Raw genomic sequence first — 18,299 nt, forward strand, 5'->3', positions numbered from 1 at the left:
GACTGCTCGAGAGCATCGGAGCGATCCATCGTCCTGACGAGAGGAATGCCGTGTCGTCAACCGTGAGCCCGCCGCCTGAGCCGGGCTCGAAGACGCGCCGCGACCAGCGCCGGCTCGTCCGGCGCGACGAGATCGTCCGAGCGGCGACGCCGCTGTTCCGCAGCAAGGGCTTCGCCGGCGTGCGGATGACGGAGATCGCGGGCGCGGTCGGCATCACCGCGCCCGCGCTCTACCGCCATTTCGACGGCAAGCAGGCACTGCTGATGGCCTGCATCGGATCGGGGCTCGACGTCGTCGAGGCCGCGATCGCGCAGGGCGGCGGCGAGCTGGGGGCTACCCTCGACCTGCTCGCCGCGTCGGCCGTGGACCGCAGCGACCTCTGGATCCTGGTGCAGCGCGACGGCCGCAACCTCGACCCCGACGCGCGCGCCGACTATCGCTCTCGCCTCGCCGCCGTCGTGGGCGACCTCTCCGCCGTCATCGGCGCACGACGCGCCGACCTCTCCGCCGACGACGGCGAATGGCTCGCCCGCGCCGTGCTCGCGACCCTCGCCGCGCCGGCGCAGTACCAGCTCCCGCTGTCGGGGCGTCCGCTGCAGCGGGCCCTGCTCGCCGTGAGCGAGCAGATCTGCACGCTCACGGGCTTCGACGACGCGCCGGTCGTCGACCTGACCGAGGTCGCGCGCAACACCCCTTTCCAGATCGACGCCCCGCGTCGGGAGTCGCTGCTGCAGCACGCGGCCGCGCTCATCGCCGAGAGGGGCTATCAGCAGGTCACGATCGACGACATCGGCGCCGCCGCCGACATCGCGGGCCCCAGCCTCTATCACCACTTCGCCAGCAAGGGCGAGATCCTCTCCGCCATCCTGCGCCGGGCGGCGGACTGGATCGAGGTCGACCGCCTGCGCGCCATGCGCGAGGCCACGGAGCCTGCGGAGATCCTGCAGTTGCTGGTGCAGTCCTACACCGCGCTGGCGCTCACCCACTCGGAGCTGTTCCGCATCTTCACCCAGGAGCGCGTGCATCTGCCCGAGGACGAGCGGCGCTCGCTCGCCCGGGTGCATCGCGAGTCGATCGACCACTGGGTCGCACTGCTCGAGACGGTGCGTCCCGACCTGAACGACGCGGTCGCCCGCGTCTACGTCTCGAGCGCGCTGTGCATCATCAACGACATGTCGCGGCCCGAGGCGGTGCGGACGCATCCGCAGGCGGCGACGCGCATCGCTGCACTCGCGTCGCACGCCCTGCGGACGGCCCCCGGCGACCGCTGACGCCTACTTGCGGAGCTTCGCGTAGCCCTCGTTGACGCGGCGGATGACGTCGGGCTGACGGATCACCTCGCGGTACGCGAGCGTCTCATAGGTCAGCGCGCTGATCGGGTCCATCGCCGGCGCCCGCAGCATCATCTCCTTGTTGTTGGCGGCGGAGCGCGTCGTCGTCTCGGCGATCGCGCGCGCGAGCCTCGTCGCCTCGGCGACGACGGTCCCCGCGGGCACCAGCCGGTCGACCATGCCGATGCGCTCGATCTCCCGGGCGTCGATGAGCTCGCCCGACAGGGTCAGCAGCTTCGCCTGGCTGAGCCCGATGATCTTCCACAGCGGCGTGAAGTACGGCGTGAGGCCCATCTTCACCTGCGGGTAGCCCATCCGCACGTTGTCGCCGCCGATGCGGATGTCGCAGAACACCGCGATGTCGCAGCCGCCGCCGAACGCGGGGCCGCCGACGGCGGCGATCGTGGGCTTCGGGTAGTCGAGGATCAGCCCGTACACCCAGAGGCAGATCTCGGCGTAGGCGTCCATCGTCTCCTGCGTGAACGCCGACTGCAGCTGCAGGTCGAGGCCGGCGCAGAAGATGTCCTCGCCGCCGGTGATGACGACGACGGCGACGTCGTCGTCCTTCTTCCACGCCGTCAGGCAGTCGCCGAGGTCCTGGAACAGCTCCATGCTCAGCGCGTTGCGGCGGTCGTAGCGGTCGAAGGCGATCGTGCCGACACCCTGGTCGACGCTGGCCTTGATCTCGGTGTATGTCATGACGGCATCCTCTGTCTCGCTGCGTGGGCGCTCCGCACTCACGCGTTGTGTAAACGTGCACTAGGCTACTAGTGAACCACATATTAGCGTGATGTCACTTGATTTTCAGCCACTATGGATGCCATAGTGAACTGTTACTAGGCAAAAGCCTCAGGATCACGAAGAAGGGAAGATCACCGTGATCACCACGCGCTTCACCACCGAGTTCGGCATCGAGCACCCGATCGTCCAGGGCGGGATGCAGTGGGTCGGCAGGGCCGAACTCGCTGCGGCCGTCTCGGAGGCCGGAGGCCTGGGCATCATCACCGCGCTCACGCAGCCCACCCCCGAGGCCCTGACCGAGGAGATCCGCCGGGCGCGCGACCTCACCGACAAGCCGTTCGGCGTCAACCTCACGATCCTCCCCACGATCACGCCCCCGCCCTACGACGAGTACCGTCACGCCATCGTCGAGGCGGGCGTGCGCATCGTCGAGACGGCCGGCTCCAACCCCGCCCCGCACATGGACTTCTTCAACGCGAACGGCGTGAAGGTGATCCACAAGTGCACGAGCGTGCGGCACGCCGTCAAGGCCCAGGAGGTCGGCGTCCACGCGATCAGCATCGACGGCTTCGAGTGCGCCGGCCACCCCGGAGAGGACGACGTGCCCGGTCTCGTGCTCATCCCCGCCGCCGCGAAGGTGATCGACATCCCGATGATCGCCTCGGGCGGGTTCGCCGACGGCTCGGGACTGGCCGCCGCGCTCGCCCTGGGCGCCGACGGCATCAACATGGGAACGCGCTTCCTGTGCACCGCCGAGTCGCCGATCCACCAGAACGTCAAGGAGGCCATCGTCGCGGCGACCGAGCGCGACACCAACCTCATCTTCCGCACGCTGCGCAACACCGCGCGCGTCTCGAAGAACGCCGTCAGCGACGAGGTCGTGCAGATCCTCGCCGACGGCGGCGCGTTCGAGGACGTGCGCGAGCTGGTCGCGGGCGCCCGCGGACGGAAGGTGTACGAGAACGGCGACCTGGATGCCGGCATCTGGACGGTCGGGATGGCACAGGGCCTGATCCACGACATCCCGACGGCGGCCGAGCTGGTGCCGCGGATCGTGGCCGAGGCCGAGGCGGCCATCGCTCGCGTGGCGGCGCTGAGCGCGGCGACCGTCTGACGCGGAGCCGCGAGTCGTGACCCGCGACCCGCGGTCGGCGACGGCATCCCGGAAGCCGCTGCTGACCGCCACGACGGCACAGTTCCTGAACGCCCTCCATCTCGGCGTCGCTCCCCTGCTGGTGCCCTCGGTGCAGCACGAGCTCGCGCTGCATGAGACGCAGACGGCGTGGATCGTCGCGGGCTACACGCTCGCGTTCGGCGCGCTCGTGCTGCTGGGCGGACGCCTCGCCGACATCCACGGCGGGCGGACGATGCTCGTCCTCGGGATGCTGGGGGCGACCGCGGCGGCGCTGGTCGCCGCAGCCGCCCCCAGCGGCCTCGTGCTGATCGCGGGGCGGGTGCTGGCCGGAGCGGCGGCGGCCCTCACCGCACCGGCCGCGATGGAGATCATCGCGCGCACGACCGACCGCGGCCCGGCCCGCTCGCACGCCCTCGGCTGGTTCGCGGCCGCGGGCGCCCTCGGCTTCGGCTCCGGGCTCGTGCTGGGCGGCTGGGGAGCGGACGCCCTCGGCTGGCGTCACGTGTTCCTGCTCCTGGCGGTCACGGCGCTGGCCTCGCTCGCGATGACGCTGCGCTGGGTGCCCCGCCGCGAGCGGGCCGTCTCCGGCCCGCTCGGACTGTGGGACTCCCTGACGTGCTGCGCCGGGCTGCTCGTCTTCGTCCACGGCGTGACGATCTCCTCGCGCGCCGGCTGGCTCACCGTGCCGACGCTCGGCGGCATCGCCCTCGGGCTCGCCCTGGTCGCCCTCTTCGTCTGGCGCCAGTCGCGATCGGCGGCTCCGCTCATGCCGCTCGAGATCTGGAGGGCTCCGGGCTTCTGGCGCGTCATCGTGTCGACCGCGCTCATCTACGGCGCCTGGGTCGGCGCCTACTTCTTCGGCGCCCTGATGCTGCGCGACGTGCTGGGCATGTCGGCGACCGCCGCGTCGCTGGCGATGCTGCCGACCGCCGCCGGCGCGATGTTCGGCTCGCTCTTCTCGGCGCACGTCCTTCCCCGCCTGCGGCGGGCGGAGAGCGCGATCGTCGGCGGCTCGCTCGTGTGCGGCATCGGCACGATCGCCCTGGCCCTGTTCGGCCCGGCCGGCGGCGCCCTGGCCGTGGTCGCGCTGCTGCTCGTGATCGTCGCGGGCGAGACGAGCGCCTTCGTCGCGCAGAACGTCACCGCGCTCGCGCTCGCGCCTGCGGGCCAGGAGGGCCTGGCGGGCGGGCTGTTCACCGCGGCGTGCCAGATCGGCGGCGGGCTCAGCGTCGGCCTGCTCAGCCTCGTCTTCGCGGCGCTGCCCGCGAGCGGCCCCGCACCGGAGGCCGCCTATGCGGTCACCCTCACGGCGGCGGGAACGCTTGCGATCCTCGCGGCGCTCGTCGTCGTCCGCCGTGCGACGCCGGCGGGGCGGTTGGGATAGCGACGACGAGTGCCTTCCACTGATTCTCATTTCCTGCAAAATGATGTCTTCATTCGAGAAAAAACCTCATTGCACTCGACAAGCTCGCACGATATCTCGCCCGCTTTCTACTCTGCAGCGGTACCCCCTCATCACAAGAGGGCAAACCCCGAGACTGCCGAGGTGCCGTGCACATGGACAAGAAGACCCGAATCGCTGCGATCGTCGCCGACCTGGGCGCCCGATTCATCGGGCTCAGCGACGAGATCTGGGATCGACCGGAGATGCGCTGGGCCGAGCACTTCGCGGTCGAGCGGCAGCGTGCCCTTGCGGTCGAATACGGCTTTCGCGTCCAGGATCGCGTCGGCGGACTGCCTACCGCCTTCTCGGCGGAGTACGGTCACGGAGGCCCCGTCATCGCGATCCTCGGCGAGTACGACGCCCTGGAGGGCTTGAGTCAGGCACCGGGGGCGACCACGCCGATGCCCGACCCGCACAACCTCACGACCTTCGGACACGGATGCGGGCATCATCTGCTCGGCGCAGGATCGCTTCTCGCAGCCGTGACCGTCGCGCGATACCTCGACGCGACCGGTCAGGAAGGGCGGGTCCGCTACTACGGCTGCCCCGCCGAAGAGGCCGCCGCCGGAAAGAGCTTCATGGTCCGGGCCGGCGCGTTCGACGACGTCGCCGCAGCGCTGACCTGGCATCCGACGGGGTACTTCACGGCGAGGCAGTGGCACTCGCTCGCGTATGTGCAAGCCCGCTTCGCGTTCTCGGGCACCGCCGCCCACGCCGGCGTGAGCCCGCATCTGGGACGCAGCGCCCTCGACGCGGTCGAGCTCATGAACGTCGGCGTGAACTTCCTCCGGGAGCACATGCCCGCCAGCGCGCGCATCCACTACGCGATCACGGACTCCGGCGGCACCTCGCCCAACGTGGTCCAGGCCAAGAGCACGGTGTACTACATCGTCCGCGCCGAGACGACCGCCGAGGTGCGCGACCTCTACCGGCGCGTCACCGACATCGCCGAGGGCGCGGCGCTCATGACCGGCACGACCGTCGACGTGATCCCCGACGGCGCCAGCGCGGAGCTGTTGCCCAATGACGCGCTCGAACGCCTCCTGCAATCGAACGTCGAGCTCTTCGGACCGATCGGCTTCACGCAGCAAGACCAGGAGCTCGCGGATCGGTACACCACGTCCCTGCCCGAGGAGCTGATCGCCGCGCACCGGTCGTCCGGTACGGCGACGCACGCGATCGCCGAGAGCCTGCAGACGAACGTTCCCTTCCTCGACACGGCCCGGCCGCGCGAGCTCGTCTTCGGCTCGACCGACGTGGGCGACGTGAGCTGGGTCACCCCGACTGCGCAGGTCATGGTGCAGGCCTGGGCATCGGGCACCCCGATGCACTCCTGGCAAGCGGTCGCGCAGGGCAAGCTCCCGGCCGCGCACGCGTCGCTCCTGCACGCCGCCCGCATCGTCGCGGCGAGCGCCGTGGACCTGCTGGAAAGCTCTGATCTCGTCGATGCCGCACGCGCGGAGCTGAGCGAGCGCACCAGCGAAGCCCCCTATGTCAGCCCGATCCCCGAGGGCACCGTGCCGCCACCGCTTCGCGAGGCCGCCGAGCGGCCGTGACCGGCAGTCCGCGAACCCTCACGGCTGCTCGGCGAGGTAGCGGACACGGCGCCCATCCGGCCCGATGAGGTGGCCGAGCCGCTTCGCGACACGCGGCACCATCCATCGATCGATGGCGGTCGCATCCGGGAAGCTGTGCGACGCCGCGACCTCGATGTCGTGGAGATCTTCGATCGAGCGCATCCACAGGAGCACGCCGAGGTTGGCCCGGCCCACCAGCGCACAGCACAGACGTACCTCAGGCAGCCGCCGCAGAGCGGCGCCCATCTGGTCGATCTGAGTCTGCGGAACGCTGTAGAGGATCATCGCGGTCGCGCCGTAGCCGAAGTGAGCGTGCGCGATATCGACGCGCAGACGCGCCCAATCCGCATGCACGATCTGGTTCATGGCGCGATTCACCGTCGAGACGCTGCGCCCGACCTCCGCGGCCAGGTCGCTGCACGATCGTCGCACGTCGCCGCCCATGGCCCGCACGATCTCCATGTGCAGCTTGCCGGGCTGCTCCGGCGCGTCATGCACGCGCCCGCGAGCGGCCTCCACTGCGTGCACCTGCCGCGGACGCAGAGCGTCCATGCGCCAGTCGGTGCCGTCCTTGTACAGCCGCCGGACGACATGCATCCGTGTCGCGCGCACCCCCGGCACCGGGGAGATCTCCGACGAGAGATACTCGTCGATGCGACCGACGTTCTCCATGACGATCCCGGCGAACAGCTCGCGCGATCCCGTCGTGCAGTCCAAGCTCATCACGAACCTGTTGCGGCTCAGCACGTCGATCACCTGCTCACGCCGGCCGGCCTCGCAGTCGATCTCGACGAACGCCAGGACGGAGGCGGGGATCGGACCGCGCGCCTCATTGCTGTTCGTCAGCCGACACGACGTCCAGGCCAGTCCGGCGTCCACCAGACGAGCCCAGCGGCGCGACAACGTCGTCGCCTCCACCGAGATGATCGACTCGAGGCGGGACCACGCGATCCGCGGATGTATCTGCAAGGCGCTGACGAGCAGCCGATCAACCTCATCCATTTAGCAAGTATGACAAAGAGACCATCCTGGATGAGAAATATCTGCATCCGATAGTCCAAAGTTACCTTGATTCCGCGTCGAGCGGGACGATGTGTGAGCAGGCTCGCTACCGAGCCGGAACTCGCGACGACGATGTCGCGAGCGATCAATGCTTCGGAGGTCCCATGTCTGAGAACCGGTCCCTTACCCTTGTCCTCGTCGGAGCCCTCGCGCTGACGGGCTGTGCCGCCAGCCCTGACGGAACGGCACCTGCCTCGGGCGACGCGACGGAGCTCTCGCTCGTCCTCGACGCCGACCCGAACAGCTTCGACCCGGCGCGCGCCACCAGCGGTGACGCGTTCGTCATGAACAGGATGCTGTACGACACGCTGCTGCGACTCGACGACGACGGCATCGTCGGCGGGCTCGCGACGCAGTGGGACGCGCAGTCGGCGACGCAGTATGCGTTCACGATCCGTGACGATGCGACGTGCGCGGACGGCACTGCGATCACGGCGAGCATCGTCGCAGACTCGCTGAACCACTTCGCCGACCCCGCCGCTCCCTCCACGTTCCGATCGGCGGTGTTCGGCAAGGGCGACGTACGGATCACCGGCGACGACGCTTCACAGACCGTGACCATCGTGCTGTCCGAGCCCTACGCCAACGTCGAGCGTGGTCTCACCCTGGCGCAGACCGGCATCGTCTGCCCTGCCGGACTCGCCGACCTCGATGCTCTCAGCGCGGGCGAGGCCGCCGGGGCCTTCTCCGGACCCTACATCGTCGACGAGGCCACCCGCGGCCTCGAGTACACGCTCGTGCTGCGCGACGACTATGAGGCATGGCCGCAGTTCGCGAAGCCGCTCGGGGGGAGCCCGGCGAAGACCCTGCGGTACACGCTGGCCACCGACATCTCTTCGACCGCGAACCAGCTGCTCAGCGGGGACATCGACCTGGCGAACCTCTCCGGCGAGACCGTCGACCGGTTCGACGAGCAGGACTTCCTGCTCACCCGGTGGACGCGCGGCCACATCTACGTCATCTTCAACCAGGCGCCGGGAAGCGTGTTCTCCGGGCCGCCCGAGCTGCGCAAGGCGGTTGCCCAGGCGATCGATCAGGACGCATACATCAGCGTCTTCTCAAAGGGACGCACGGCACCGTACCTCTCGGTCGTCTCGCCCGACTATCAGTGCGTGAACGAAGACGCGTCCCTCCTGGAGAAGCACGATCCGGCGGCGGCCGCCGCCGCGCTCGGAGACGTGCCGATCCGCATCGTCCAGACCAACGCGCTCGGAGACTCCGGGGCCGGCGGCGAGTATCTGGAGCAGGTGCTGACCGAGGCCGGTGCGCGCGTCGAGCTCACTTCGACGGACAACTCCACGTGGGCGACGACCATCTTCACCCCCGAGACCGGATGGGACATGACCATCATGGGCGACCAGAACTCGCTCCAGCTGATCAGCGCATCTCTCGATCGCGTGATGGGCCCCTCGCTCGCGAGCGGCGGCCGGAACATCGGCGCCGCAGACAACGACGAGGGAGCCGCGGCGCTGTTCGCCGGATTGGCCACGATCGACCAGGACGAGCAGTGCATCCACTTCCTCGAGGCGCAGCGCACGATGCTGGAGCGCGACGACGTCGTCCCGCTGACGGGGCTCGAGGCCGCCACCGTCTCCCGCGCAGGCGTGAGCGTACGCACCTTCGGCGACTATCTCGACCCGTCGACCATGCGGATCATCCGGTGACGGAGACTCGCCTGCACGACGCGCGGGCGTCTCGGCCCGAGACGCCCGCGCCGGCACCACGACCGCCGCAGCACCACCCGTGGCTGCGGTTCGCCGGACGGCGTGCGCTCGGCCTCATCGCGACCGTGGCCGCACTGATCGTCATCACCTTCCTCATCGTCCCGCTCATCCCCGGCGATCCCGCCGTGGCCGCTGCAGGACCGGATGCGAACGCCGCCAAGATCGAGTCTCTGCGAAGGGAGATGGGCCTCGATCTGCCGCTCTGGCAGCAGTTCCTGAACTACCTGCAAAGCCTGGCCGACGGCACGATGGGGTACTCCTTCAGTTCGCGCAGCGCCGTGAGCGAGATCGTCTTCGCCCGGATGCCCTACACCGCAGCGCTCGCCGGGATCGCCGTCGTCATCGTGCTGCTCGTGTCGATCCCGATCGGCGTCTGGGTGGCCGTGGCCACGCGCGGAAGCCGGCGGCCGGGCGTCGATCGTGCTTTCTCCGTGCTCACGGGGCTCGCCTCGGCGGTGCCGGCCTACGTTCTGGCGACGGTCCTCGTCGTCGTGTTCGCCGTCGGCCTCGGGCTGCTCCCGCCCGCGTACTCCCGCAGCAGCCCGGGTCTGTCGTTCGTGCTGCCCGTGGCCGCGCTGAGCCTGGGGCCTGTCAGCACGATCGCACGCGTCGTGCGACGCGAGACCGCGCTCGTGCTGGAAGCCGACTACATGCGCACAGCGAGAGGCTGGCGCGTCCCACCACTCGTGCGCTACGCCAAGTACGCCCTCCCCAATCTGCTGACCTCGACGCTCACGCTCGCGGGGCTCGTCCTGACCGGCATGCTCGGCGGGGCGATCATCGTCGAGACGGTGTTCGGGTGGCCGGGCCTCGGCCTGGGCGTCGTCAACGCCATCGCGCACAAGGACTATCCGCTCATCCAGGGCACTGTGCTCGTACTCGGGGTGTTCGCGGCCGTGATCACGCTCGCCGTCGACGTCGTGCTCGCCGTCGTCGATCCTCGCATCATCGGAGCCTCCGGTGACCGTTGACACCGCGCTTGCGACGTCCCGGCGGACCGCCCCGCGCCCGCCGGGACGCCTGCGATGGAATGCGACGCTCGCCGCCGGAACGGGGCTGCTCGCCGTCATCGTGGTGGCCGGCATCGTGGCGCCGCTCCTTCTCTCCGACGCCGCCAACCAGCTGACGACGACGCGCAACGCGCCCCCCAGCGCTGAACACTGGCTCGGCACGGACGCATTCGGGCGAGACCTGCTCGCCAGAGCGCTGGTCGCGACGCGACTGACACTGCTCATGACGCTCGCAGCCACGGCGATCGCCGTGTGCGGCGGAGTCCTCCTCGGCATCGGCATCTGGCTGGCGCCGCGACGCGTGCGCGAGATCTCGCTGCGTGTCCTCGAGACGGCGGTCAGCTACCCCGGCCTCCTCGTCGCACTCGTGATCTCCGCGATCCTCGGCGCCGGCGCGTTCGCCGTCGTCGTCGCGATCGGCCTCGCGAACCTCCCTGCCTTCGGGCGCCTGGCGGCGAACCTGTCGGCATCGTTGTCGCAGCGCGAGTTCGTCTCCACGGCACGGCTGCTCGGGGTCCCCCTGCACCGGATGCTGGCGTTCCACCTGCTCCCCCACATGATCGCACCGCTCGCGATCGTGACGGCATCCTGCTTCGCCGTCGGGATGATGGAGATGTCGGGACTGTCCTTCGTGGGCCTGGGCGTCCAGGCGCCGGACTACGACTTCGGAAAGCTCCTCAACGATGCCCTTCCCTCGATCTACACGCGACCGTACGAGGTGGTCGGGCCCACGTTGATGATCGTGCTCACGATCCTGGCCGTCATGCTCATCGGCGACGGGTTCGCGGGAGCCGCCAACCCCTACGCCGGCCGAGCGGGACACACGACGCAGCGTCGAGCGCACCGTGCGCCCACGACCTCGTCACCCGGCTCTCTGGTCGAGGTCGCCGACCTCACCGTGACTGCCGCCGACGGTACGACGCTCGTTCGCGAGGTCTCCTTCACGATGCGCCAAGGCGAGATCCTCGGCGTCGTCGGAGAGTCCGGTTCGGGCAAGTCCACGATCGCGATGAGCCTGGCCCGCCTGCTTCCTCCGAGCCTTCGGGCGGAGGCCACGACGCTGCGGATCGGCGACCTCGACCTGCTCGACGAGGTCGACGACCGGCAGATCGCCACCGACCTCGCCCTCGTGTATCAAGATCCCGGAAGCACGTTCAACCCGGCGCTTCGCATGGCGAGCCAGCTCACCGAGGTGCTGCGACGCCATCGCGGCGCGAGCCGCCGGCACGCACGTGCGATCGTGCTGTCGGCTCTGCGCGCCGTACGGCTGCGCGATCCGGAGCGATGCCTGCGGCAGTTCCCCTACGAGCTGTCCGGCGGCATGCGGCAGCGTGCCATGCTCGCGGCGGCGATCGCCTCGGGCCCGCGCCTGCTCATCGCCGACGAGCCCACGACAGCACTCGACGTCACGGTGCAGGCGAGCGTCCTGCGCGAGCTCGTCCGTCTCAACCGCGAGCGCGACCTCGCGGTGCTCTTCGTCTCCCACGACATGGGCGTGGTCCAGGCGCTCTGCGATCGTGTTCTGGTCGTGCGCTCGGGAGAGATCGTCGAAGAGCTCTCCGGCGATCGGATGAGAGCCGGGGAGGCGCGTCACCCCTACACCAGGACGCTGCTCGCAGCCACTCCCCGCTGGCGTCAGGAGGAAGACCAGGATGACTGAAACAGACACGCCCGCCCTGCTCGTCGACGGGCTCTCCGTCGTGCGCGGACATGGCGCGGCCACGAAGACCGTTCTTCTCGACATCGATCTCACCGTCGCGAAAGGCCGCTCGGTCGGCGTCGTGGGCGAGTCGGGATCGGGCAAGTCGACGCTCGCGCAGACGATCGTCGGGCTCGTCCCTCCGCACAGGGGGCGTGTTCGAATCCACGGCGCCGACCTGGCAGCCTCGCGCGGGCGTGACCTGTTCGCCCGTCGACGGAAGGTCCAGCTGATCCCGCAGGACTCGTTCGCCTCGCTGGACCCTCTGTACACCGTCGGGGAGACTCTCGCTGAGGCATACGCTCCCCGCCGCCCCCGGGTGGCACGCGACCTCGATCGGATCGTCGGCTGGCTCGAGCGGGTGCACCTCCCGCCCGAGGTCGTCAGCCGACGGCCGCACGAGCTCTCGGGCGGCCAGCGGCAGCGTGTCGCAATCGCGCGCGCATTGATCGTGGAGCCCGAGATGATCATCGCCGACGAGATCACGTCGGCGCTGGATGTCTCCATCCAGGCCGAGATCATCAGCCTGGTCACGGAGCTGCGCAACACGCTGCACCTCTCGCTGCTGTTCATCTCGCACGATCTGGCGATCGTCCGCAAGCTCTGCGACGACGTCGTGGTGCTCTGTCGCGGAGAGATCGTGGAGCAGGGCCCGGTCGGATCGGTCTTCGCGAACCCGCGACACGCCTATACGCACGAGCTTCTCTCGTCGGCCCCCGGCTCTCCCGGGTTCTCGCTGCACACGGAGACGCCGCCCCGCACGACTCCGCGCCCATGAGCCGATGCCGGAAGCCTGTCGCTCTCCGAGGGACCGCCCCGGGTCGGCCGCCGATCGCGGGATCCGAACGCCGCAGAGCCCCGGCGTCGGCCGGGGCTCTGCGGGTGGAGAGGGGATCGTCAGTCGAGCACGACGTCCCTCGCGATCACGTTCGCGCCGCCCGTGGCGCGGTAGACGACGAGGAAGCCGCCCGCGAAGCCGTCATGGCCCTCCTGGAACGAGATCATCGAGCCCTCGCGGCCCGCCGCGCCCTCGAGCGGGTCGAGCGCGGTGATCGCGTCGCGCAGGGCGGTGCCGCCCTCGCCGCTCGTCGCCTGCAGCGCCTGGATCGCGACGCGCGTGGCGTCGTAGCTCTGCACGGCCGCGTCGGGCAGCACGGCCTCGCCGAAGCGCTCGAAGTAGACGTCCTGGAACTCCTTGAACCGCGGCTTGTCGAGGTCGACCGACGAGGTGAAGTAGGCTCCGGGGATCTGGTCGTACGCGCCCGCCGCCACGTCGTGGGCGTCCGGGAAGCCGATGCCGACGAGACCGACGATCGGCAGCTGCACGCCCTGCTCGACCATCGTCTTGGCGAGCAGTCCGTGATCGGCGCCCGTCGAGCCGCCCACGAGGACGATGTCGGGGCTCTGCGCGGCGACGGTCTGCACCGGGCCGGAGATGTCGGTGCCGGCCAGGGTGAACTCGACGCCCGGCCCCGAGAGGGCGAGACCGGTCTCCGCGGCGCGCGCCGTGAACATCTCGGCGAGAGCGGGGCCGACGGCGCCGTTGTCGTAGAGGATGGCGGCCTTCTTCGCCCCGAGCGCGTTGGCGATGTCGACGACCGAGTTGGCCTGGTCGACGGCCGTCGCCGCGACGCGGAAGGTGAACTCGGCGTCCTGCGTGATGCCCATCGCCGACGAGGCGGCCGCGAGGTAGGGCACCTCGGAGCGCTCGGCCACCTCGCGGATGGCCAGTCCCTCGGCGCTGGAGAGGCCGCCGACGAGCACCGACACGTTGTCGACGGTGATGGCGCGCGTCGCGACGCGCGCCGCGATGTCGGCCGAGAGCTCGTCGTCGTAGACCTTGAGCTCGACGGTGCGGCCGTCGACGCCGCCGTTCTCGTTGGCCTCGTCGACCGCGATCGTCGCCGCGTTGACCATCGCCTCGGCCGTGGCGGCGTTGGAGCCCTTCAGCGGCGCGATGAACCCGATGGTCACCGATCCGGCCGAGCCGCCCGAGCCGCCGCCGTCGTCACCGCCGTCGTCGCCCGCGGCGCAGCCGCTGCCGGCCACGACCACGCCCGCGATCACCGCTGCCGTGACCGAGAGCCGCCGCCAAGAGGTCGCCGTCGACCTCTTCGTGTTGCTGAATCGCATGTGTTTCCCTTTCCTGGATGCCCCGCGAGCACTCGCGGTGGAGTCTCTATCTGAAGTACGCCTCATGGACCTGCTCGTCGGTGAGCTCGGAGACGGCCCCCGACGCGGTGACCGTGCCCTTGTTGAGCACGATGATCCGATCGCAGACGCTGCGCAGCAGCTGCGATCCCTGTTCGACGACGAGCAGCGACACGCCGCCCGCCCGCAATGCCCCGATCGCGTCGTAGATGCGGTCGACGACGATGGGGGCGAGTCCCAGCGACGGCTCGTCGAGCACGAGCAGCGTGGGCGTGCGCACGATGGCGCGCCCGATCGACAGCATCTGCTGCTCGCCGCCCGAGAGCAGGCCGGCGAGCTGCCCGTCCCGCTCGCGAAGGATCGGGAACAGCTCGTAGATGCCCTCGAGGTGCGCTCGGAGGGCGGCGTCCGCGCCCCGGCCCGTCATCCGTCCGGTCGCCAGTCGCAGGTTCTCGCGCACGGTCAGCGAACGCAGCACCTGGTGCCCCTCGGGCAGCGAGACCAGGCCCGCGCGCGTGCGCGCGGACGCCGCCGTGCGCGTGATGTCGCGCCCCAGGAACTCGACGCTGCCCGACGCGACGCGCAGGTGCCCCGCGACGGCGCGCAGCAGGGTGGACTTGCCCGCGCCGTTCATGCCGGTCACGCCGAGCGCCTCGCCCCGGCCGATGGACAGGTCGACGCCGTGCAGCACCATCGAGCGGCGCGTGTAGCCGCCGGTGACGCCGTCCAGTCGCAGGATCGACTCGCTCATGCTGCTCCCACCCTTCCCAGATATGCCTCGACGACCCGCGGATCGGCGACGACCTCGTCGGGCGCGCCCTCGCTGAGCACCGATCCCTGATTCATGACCACGAGCCGGTCGCTGACGCCCGCCACGAACGAGACGTGGTGATCGATCACGACGACCGAGCGTCCCCGCTCGCGGATGGCGCGCAGCACTCCCGCCAGCTCCTCCATGTCGCTCTCGGTCAGTCCTGCGCCCGGCTCGTCGAGGAGGATCACCTCGGGGTCGAGCATGAGCGCACGGGCGATCTCGGCGAGCCGCAGGACGCCGTAGGACTGGGCGTCGGCGCGTCCGTCCGCGAACTCCCCGATGCCGACCTCCTCGAGCAGCGCCCGCGCCCGCACGCGGTGCAACGCGTCCTCGCGACGCGACGCCGGGGTGTTGACGAGCTGACGGAAGTAGCCGATGCGGTTGTGCCCCTCACCGCCGAGCACGACGTTGTCGACGAGGCTGAGGTCGGGCACGAGCGCCGGCACCTGGAAGGTGCGCGCGATGCCGGCGCGCCGGATCGCCTGCCGGGAACGCCCCGTGACCGGCTCCCCGTTGAGGGAGACCCTCCCCTGGGTGAGGGCGACCTCGCCCGTGATCGAGTTCATCAGCGTCGTCTTCCCCGCGCCGTTGGGACCGATCAGGCCGACGATCTCGCCCAGCCTCACGTGCATCGTGACGTCGCGCACGGCATGCACGCCGCCGAAGCTCACCGACACGCCGTCGACCGCGAGAGCGACCGCTCCGGCCTCCAGCGGCCTCGCGGGCGACTCGTCGAACCGCTCGGAGAACGGGTCCACGGCCGCGGTCCGCGCCGATCGCGTCCCTTCGAGCCGCAGGCTCCTCTTGAGCTGCTTCCACAGGGCGAGGATCCAGCCGCCCACGCCGGTGCGGCCGAAGGTCATCAGCACGATCACGGCGACGCCGTACACGTACGGCTGCACGCCGCCGAGGATGATCCCGATCTCGTCCAGCCCGAGCAGCACGACGACGCCGACCACGGGACCGATGAACGTCCCGGCACCGCCGACGACGGTCGCCAGCAGCAGCTCGATGAGACGCGGCAGGCCGAAGGCCTCGGGCGAGATGGTCAGCTGGAAGTGCGCGTAGAGCGACCCCGCCAGCCCGGCCAGGCCGGCCGACACGGCGAAGGTGAGCAGCCGGAGCTTGGCCACGCCGACGCCCACGGAGGGAAGGACCACCGGGGTCTCGCGGAGCGCGGCGAGCTTGCGGCCGATGGGCGACCGGTTCAGCTGGAGCATCAGCTCGGCGACCAGCCAGGCGGCGACCGCGCACAGCCAGAGATAGCCCATCGTCCCGCCGACGAGGCGGATGTCGCCCAGCTGCGGCGGCTGGATCGCGAAGATGCCCGCGGCGCCTCCGGTCACGTCGGTCCACTTCATGAAGACCTCGATGAGCGTGACCGCGAAGGCGAGCGTCACCATCGCGATGAAGATGCTGCGCAGCCGCGCCGTGGGCCAGGCGATGGCCGCGCCGAGGAAGGCGGCGACGAGGATCGCGAACGGCGTCGCGAGCCAGAACGACCATCCCCACTGGTTCTCCGCGTACACGCTCGCGTACGCGCCGACGCCGTACAGCGCGACCTGGGCGAGCGAGAAGATGCCGGCGTAGCCGAACACGAGGTTGAAGCTCGCGGTGAGGATGTAGGCGATGGCTCCGGCGGTCGCCAGGTGCCGCACGTATCCGTCGCCGGACGACAGCAGGACCACGGCCACGATCACGGCCGGGATGGCCAGGTGGGGCACGATCCGCCAGATGCGGGTGCGCACGCGTGCCGCGTTCATACTCGCTCTCCCGTCTTCTCCAGGGTGAAGAGGCCTGCGGGCCGCACGGCCAGGCCGATGAGCAGCAGCACGAAGACCGGCGCCAGCGGCATCTGCACGTTGAACACCTGCTGGACGACGGCGGTGACGACCGAGACGAGCACGATGCCCAGAGCCGTGGCCCGCAGGGATCCGATCCCGCCCAGCACCGCCCCCACGAGCGCCGTGACCAGGAAGGGCATCGACACGGTGTCGGCGATGCTCGCGATGCCGGCCTGCAGCACACCGGTCAGGGCGGCGCACAGGCCCGCGACGCCCCAGGCCAGCAGGTGGTAGAGCTGCGTCCTCGTGCCGTACAGCTGGGTCAGCGGCTCGTTGGCGGAGCAGGCCTCCATGCCGCGGCCGATCAGGGTGTGGTCGAGCATCAGGATGACGACCATGGTCGCGACGGCGGCCACGACGATCGTGAGCAGCCGCTGATAGCTCAGCTCGGCGCCCAGGATCGAGATCGTCCCGCTGATCCACGGCGGCGCCGTGCGGGGCGCGGTGCCGAAGACGCGGTCGCCCGTCGCCTGAACGATCAGCGCGATGCCGAGCGTCGCGAGCGTCATCGCGACGGCGGGCAGCCCGCGCGACTTGCCCGGGAGGACGGCGATGACGAAGGTCAGCAGGCCCAGCACGACGCCGGCCACGAGCGCCACGGCGGCGCCGACCCATCCGCCGCCGAGCGAGGCGTAGATCATGCCTCCCGCGACGCAGAGGGCGCCCGCCGCGAAGTTGATGACTCCGCCGATCCGGAACACGAGGGCGATCCCGATCGCCATGGGGCTGAGGACGGCGGCCGTCGAGAGCGCCGTGATGATCACTTGCACGGTGATTCCTTCTCCATTCGCACTTCGTCGTGCTCCTCCGGGCGGTCTCGCCGTGAGGACTCTGATGGAAAAGCTTAGCCATAGAAGTAGCGCTACTGCAATTGTTTGTCCACAATCGTTATCGGAATCCGCTCCGTGGAACGAATCCTCACGACGCCTCGTCGACCTCGACTCTCGCCAGCATGCAGCTGCCGGCCGTGAGCAGCACACCTTCCGCGTCCACCACCTCGAGGTCCACAGAGAGGACAGATCGACTGCGTGACTTTATAAAACCGACCACTTCTGCGCTCTCGTCCGCCACGGCCAGGGCGCGCCGGTAGTGAACGTCCAGGTCGAGGACGCGCCAGCGCGCCCCGGCGCCGACGGCGGCGGCGAGGTCCTCCGCGACGCACACCAGCGCCGCCGCCTGCACGCCGCCGTGCACGACGTCGGAGGGATTGGCGAATCGTCGCGAGCGGGGCAGCGCCCAGACGACGCGCTCCGCCTGGGCATGGCCCCGCGGGGCCATGCCCAGCACGCGGGTCAGGCACCCGTCCGACGGCGCGGATCCCGAGGATGCGAGCCCCGCGGGAGGCTGACGCTCGCCCCGGAAGATCTTGAACCGGCCCGACACGAGGGCGACCGAACGGCCCGCCGCGTCATGCACGCGCCCGTGCACCAGCGCAACGTCGCCCGTGACATCGACCAGCTGCGCGCTCCCCGCCAGCGCTCCGACGCCCGCGAGCACGGTCGCCGTCCACTCGGAACGGAGCGAGAGCGTCACACACGACCAGCCCGGCCCCAGCGCCGCGAGAAGGGCGCGGCCGAGGAGCAGATCCGACAGGGTCGTGGACCACCCCAGGCCCCGCGCGTCGTCCGGCACCACGGCGATGCCGGAGGCCCCCGTCGGGCCCGCCGCGGTGATCCGCACGCCCAGGGAGACCTCGGCGGGGTTCGGCCGCCAGCCCCCCAGGGCGTCGTCCCACGGCGACGCTCCCGCGGCGGTCACCGGCCCGGC

Annotated in this window: 15 protein-coding genes; 8 read left to right on the top strand and 7 right to left on the bottom strand. The window is 70.3% G+C overall.

Going from position 1 to position 18,299, the window contains the following annotated elements; genetic code table 11:
- Positions 1 to 50: 50 nt before the first annotated feature.
- On the top strand, positions 51 to 1,271 hold the full coding sequence (locus AOA12_RS18660) for a TetR/AcrR family transcriptional regulator (protein ID WP_054686277.1): 1,221 nt from the start codon (positions 51 to 53) through the stop codon (positions 1,269 to 1,271).
- A gap of 3 nt (positions 1,272 to 1,274) precedes the next feature.
- Here AOA12_RS18660 and AOA12_RS18665 read toward each other — a convergent pair whose 3' ends face one another.
- Positions 1,275 to 2,030, bottom strand: coding sequence for an enoyl-CoA hydratase/isomerase family protein (locus AOA12_RS18665; RefSeq protein ID WP_054686278.1), 756 nt, complete (start codon positions 2,028 to 2,030; stop codon positions 1,275 to 1,277).
- A 178-nt stretch (positions 2,031 to 2,208) separates the two neighbouring features.
- Here AOA12_RS18665 and AOA12_RS18670 point away from each other — a divergent pair, with 178 nt between their 5' ends.
- From AOA12_RS18670 to AOA12_RS18680, 3 genes are all read left to right on the top strand, one after another.
- Positions 2,209 to 3,186, top strand: a complete 978-nt coding sequence (locus tag AOA12_RS18670) for an NAD(P)H-dependent flavin oxidoreductase (protein WP_054686279.1) — start codon at positions 2,209 to 2,211, stop codon at positions 3,184 to 3,186.
- A 16-nt stretch (positions 3,187 to 3,202) separates the two neighbouring features.
- The gene (locus AOA12_RS18675) at positions 3,203 to 4,591 is read left to right on the top strand and encodes an MFS transporter (protein WP_054686280.1); all 1,389 of its coding nucleotides are present in this window, start codon (positions 3,203 to 3,205) and stop codon (positions 4,589 to 4,591) included.
- A 173-nt stretch (positions 4,592 to 4,764) separates the two neighbouring features.
- Positions 4,765 to 6,207, top strand: a complete 1,443-nt coding sequence (locus AOA12_RS18680) for an amidohydrolase (protein WP_054686281.1) — start codon at positions 4,765 to 4,767, stop codon at positions 6,205 to 6,207.
- A gap of 18 nt (positions 6,208 to 6,225) precedes the next feature.
- Here the strand turns inward: AOA12_RS18680 and AOA12_RS18685 are convergent, their stop codons facing one another.
- Entirely contained in the window at positions 6,226 to 7,230 is a 1,005-nt protein-coding gene (locus tag AOA12_RS18685; protein ID WP_054686282.1) for an Lrp/AsnC family transcriptional regulator, read from the bottom strand.
- Between the two features lie 164 nt (positions 7,231 to 7,394).
- Here AOA12_RS18685 and AOA12_RS23930 point away from each other — a divergent pair, with 164 nt between their 5' ends.
- The 4 genes from AOA12_RS23930 to AOA12_RS18705 are packed head-to-tail and all read left to right on the top strand — an operon-like array spanning position 7,395 to position 12,501.
- Positions 7,395 to 8,954 (top strand): ABC transporter substrate-binding protein, encoded by a 1,560-nt coding sequence (locus AOA12_RS23930; protein WP_054686283.1) that lies wholly within the window; start codon positions 7,395 to 7,397, stop codon positions 8,952 to 8,954.
- A complete protein-coding gene (locus tag AOA12_RS18695) occupies positions 8,951 to 9,985 on the top strand; it encodes an ABC transporter permease (protein WP_231637132.1) in 1,035 nt (344 codons plus the stop codon). Before AOA12_RS23930 ends, AOA12_RS18695 begins: the two co-directional genes overlap by 4 nt.
- A complete protein-coding gene (locus tag AOA12_RS18700) occupies positions 9,975 to 11,684 on the top strand; it encodes a dipeptide/oligopeptide/nickel ABC transporter permease/ATP-binding protein (RefSeq protein WP_054686284.1) in 1,710 nt (569 codons plus the stop codon). The genes AOA12_RS18695 and AOA12_RS18700 overlap by 11 nt, the downstream gene beginning before the upstream one ends.
- Complete coding sequence (locus tag AOA12_RS18705) at positions 11,677 to 12,501, top strand: ABC transporter ATP-binding protein (protein WP_054686285.1); 825 nt, start codon at positions 11,677 to 11,679, stop codon at positions 12,499 to 12,501. Before AOA12_RS18700 ends, AOA12_RS18705 begins: the two co-directional genes overlap by 8 nt.
- Positions 12,502 to 12,620: 119 nt before the next feature.
- On the opposite strand, the gene AOA12_RS18710 is transcribed toward AOA12_RS18705, so the two are convergent.
- The 5 genes from AOA12_RS18710 to AOA12_RS18730 all read right to left on the bottom strand — a co-directional run bounded on the left by AOA12_RS18710 (position 12,621) and on the right by AOA12_RS18730 (position 18,290).
- Positions 12,621 to 13,856, bottom strand: coding sequence for an ABC transporter substrate-binding protein (locus tag AOA12_RS18710; RefSeq protein WP_054686286.1), 1,236 nt, complete (start codon positions 13,854 to 13,856; stop codon positions 12,621 to 12,623).
- 46 nt (positions 13,857 to 13,902) lie between these two features.
- On the bottom strand, positions 13,903 to 14,625 hold the full coding sequence (locus AOA12_RS18715) for an ABC transporter ATP-binding protein (protein ID WP_054686287.1): 723 nt from the start codon (positions 14,623 to 14,625) through the stop codon (positions 13,903 to 13,905).
- Positions 14,622 to 16,451, bottom strand: a complete 1,830-nt coding sequence (locus AOA12_RS18720) for a branched-chain amino acid ABC transporter ATP-binding protein/permease (protein WP_054686288.1) — start codon at positions 16,449 to 16,451, stop codon at positions 14,622 to 14,624. Before AOA12_RS18720 ends, AOA12_RS18715 begins: the two co-directional genes overlap by 4 nt.
- The gene (locus AOA12_RS18725; RefSeq protein WP_156366582.1) at positions 16,448 to 17,302 is read right to left on the bottom strand and encodes a branched-chain amino acid ABC transporter permease; all 855 of its coding nucleotides are present in this window, start codon (positions 17,300 to 17,302) and stop codon (positions 16,448 to 16,450) included. Before AOA12_RS18725 ends, AOA12_RS18720 begins: the two co-directional genes overlap by 4 nt.
- Before the next feature lie 148 nt (positions 17,303 to 17,450).
- The gene (locus tag AOA12_RS18730) at positions 17,451 to 18,290 is read right to left on the bottom strand and encodes a hypothetical protein (RefSeq protein WP_156366583.1); all 840 of its coding nucleotides are present in this window, start codon (positions 18,288 to 18,290) and stop codon (positions 17,451 to 17,453) included.
- Positions 18,291 to 18,299: the final 9 nt, after the last annotated feature.

Source organism: Microbacterium sp. No. 7 (assembly GCF_001314225.1).
Taxonomy (GTDB): Bacteria; Actinomycetota; Actinomycetes; order Actinomycetales; family Microbacteriaceae; genus Microbacterium.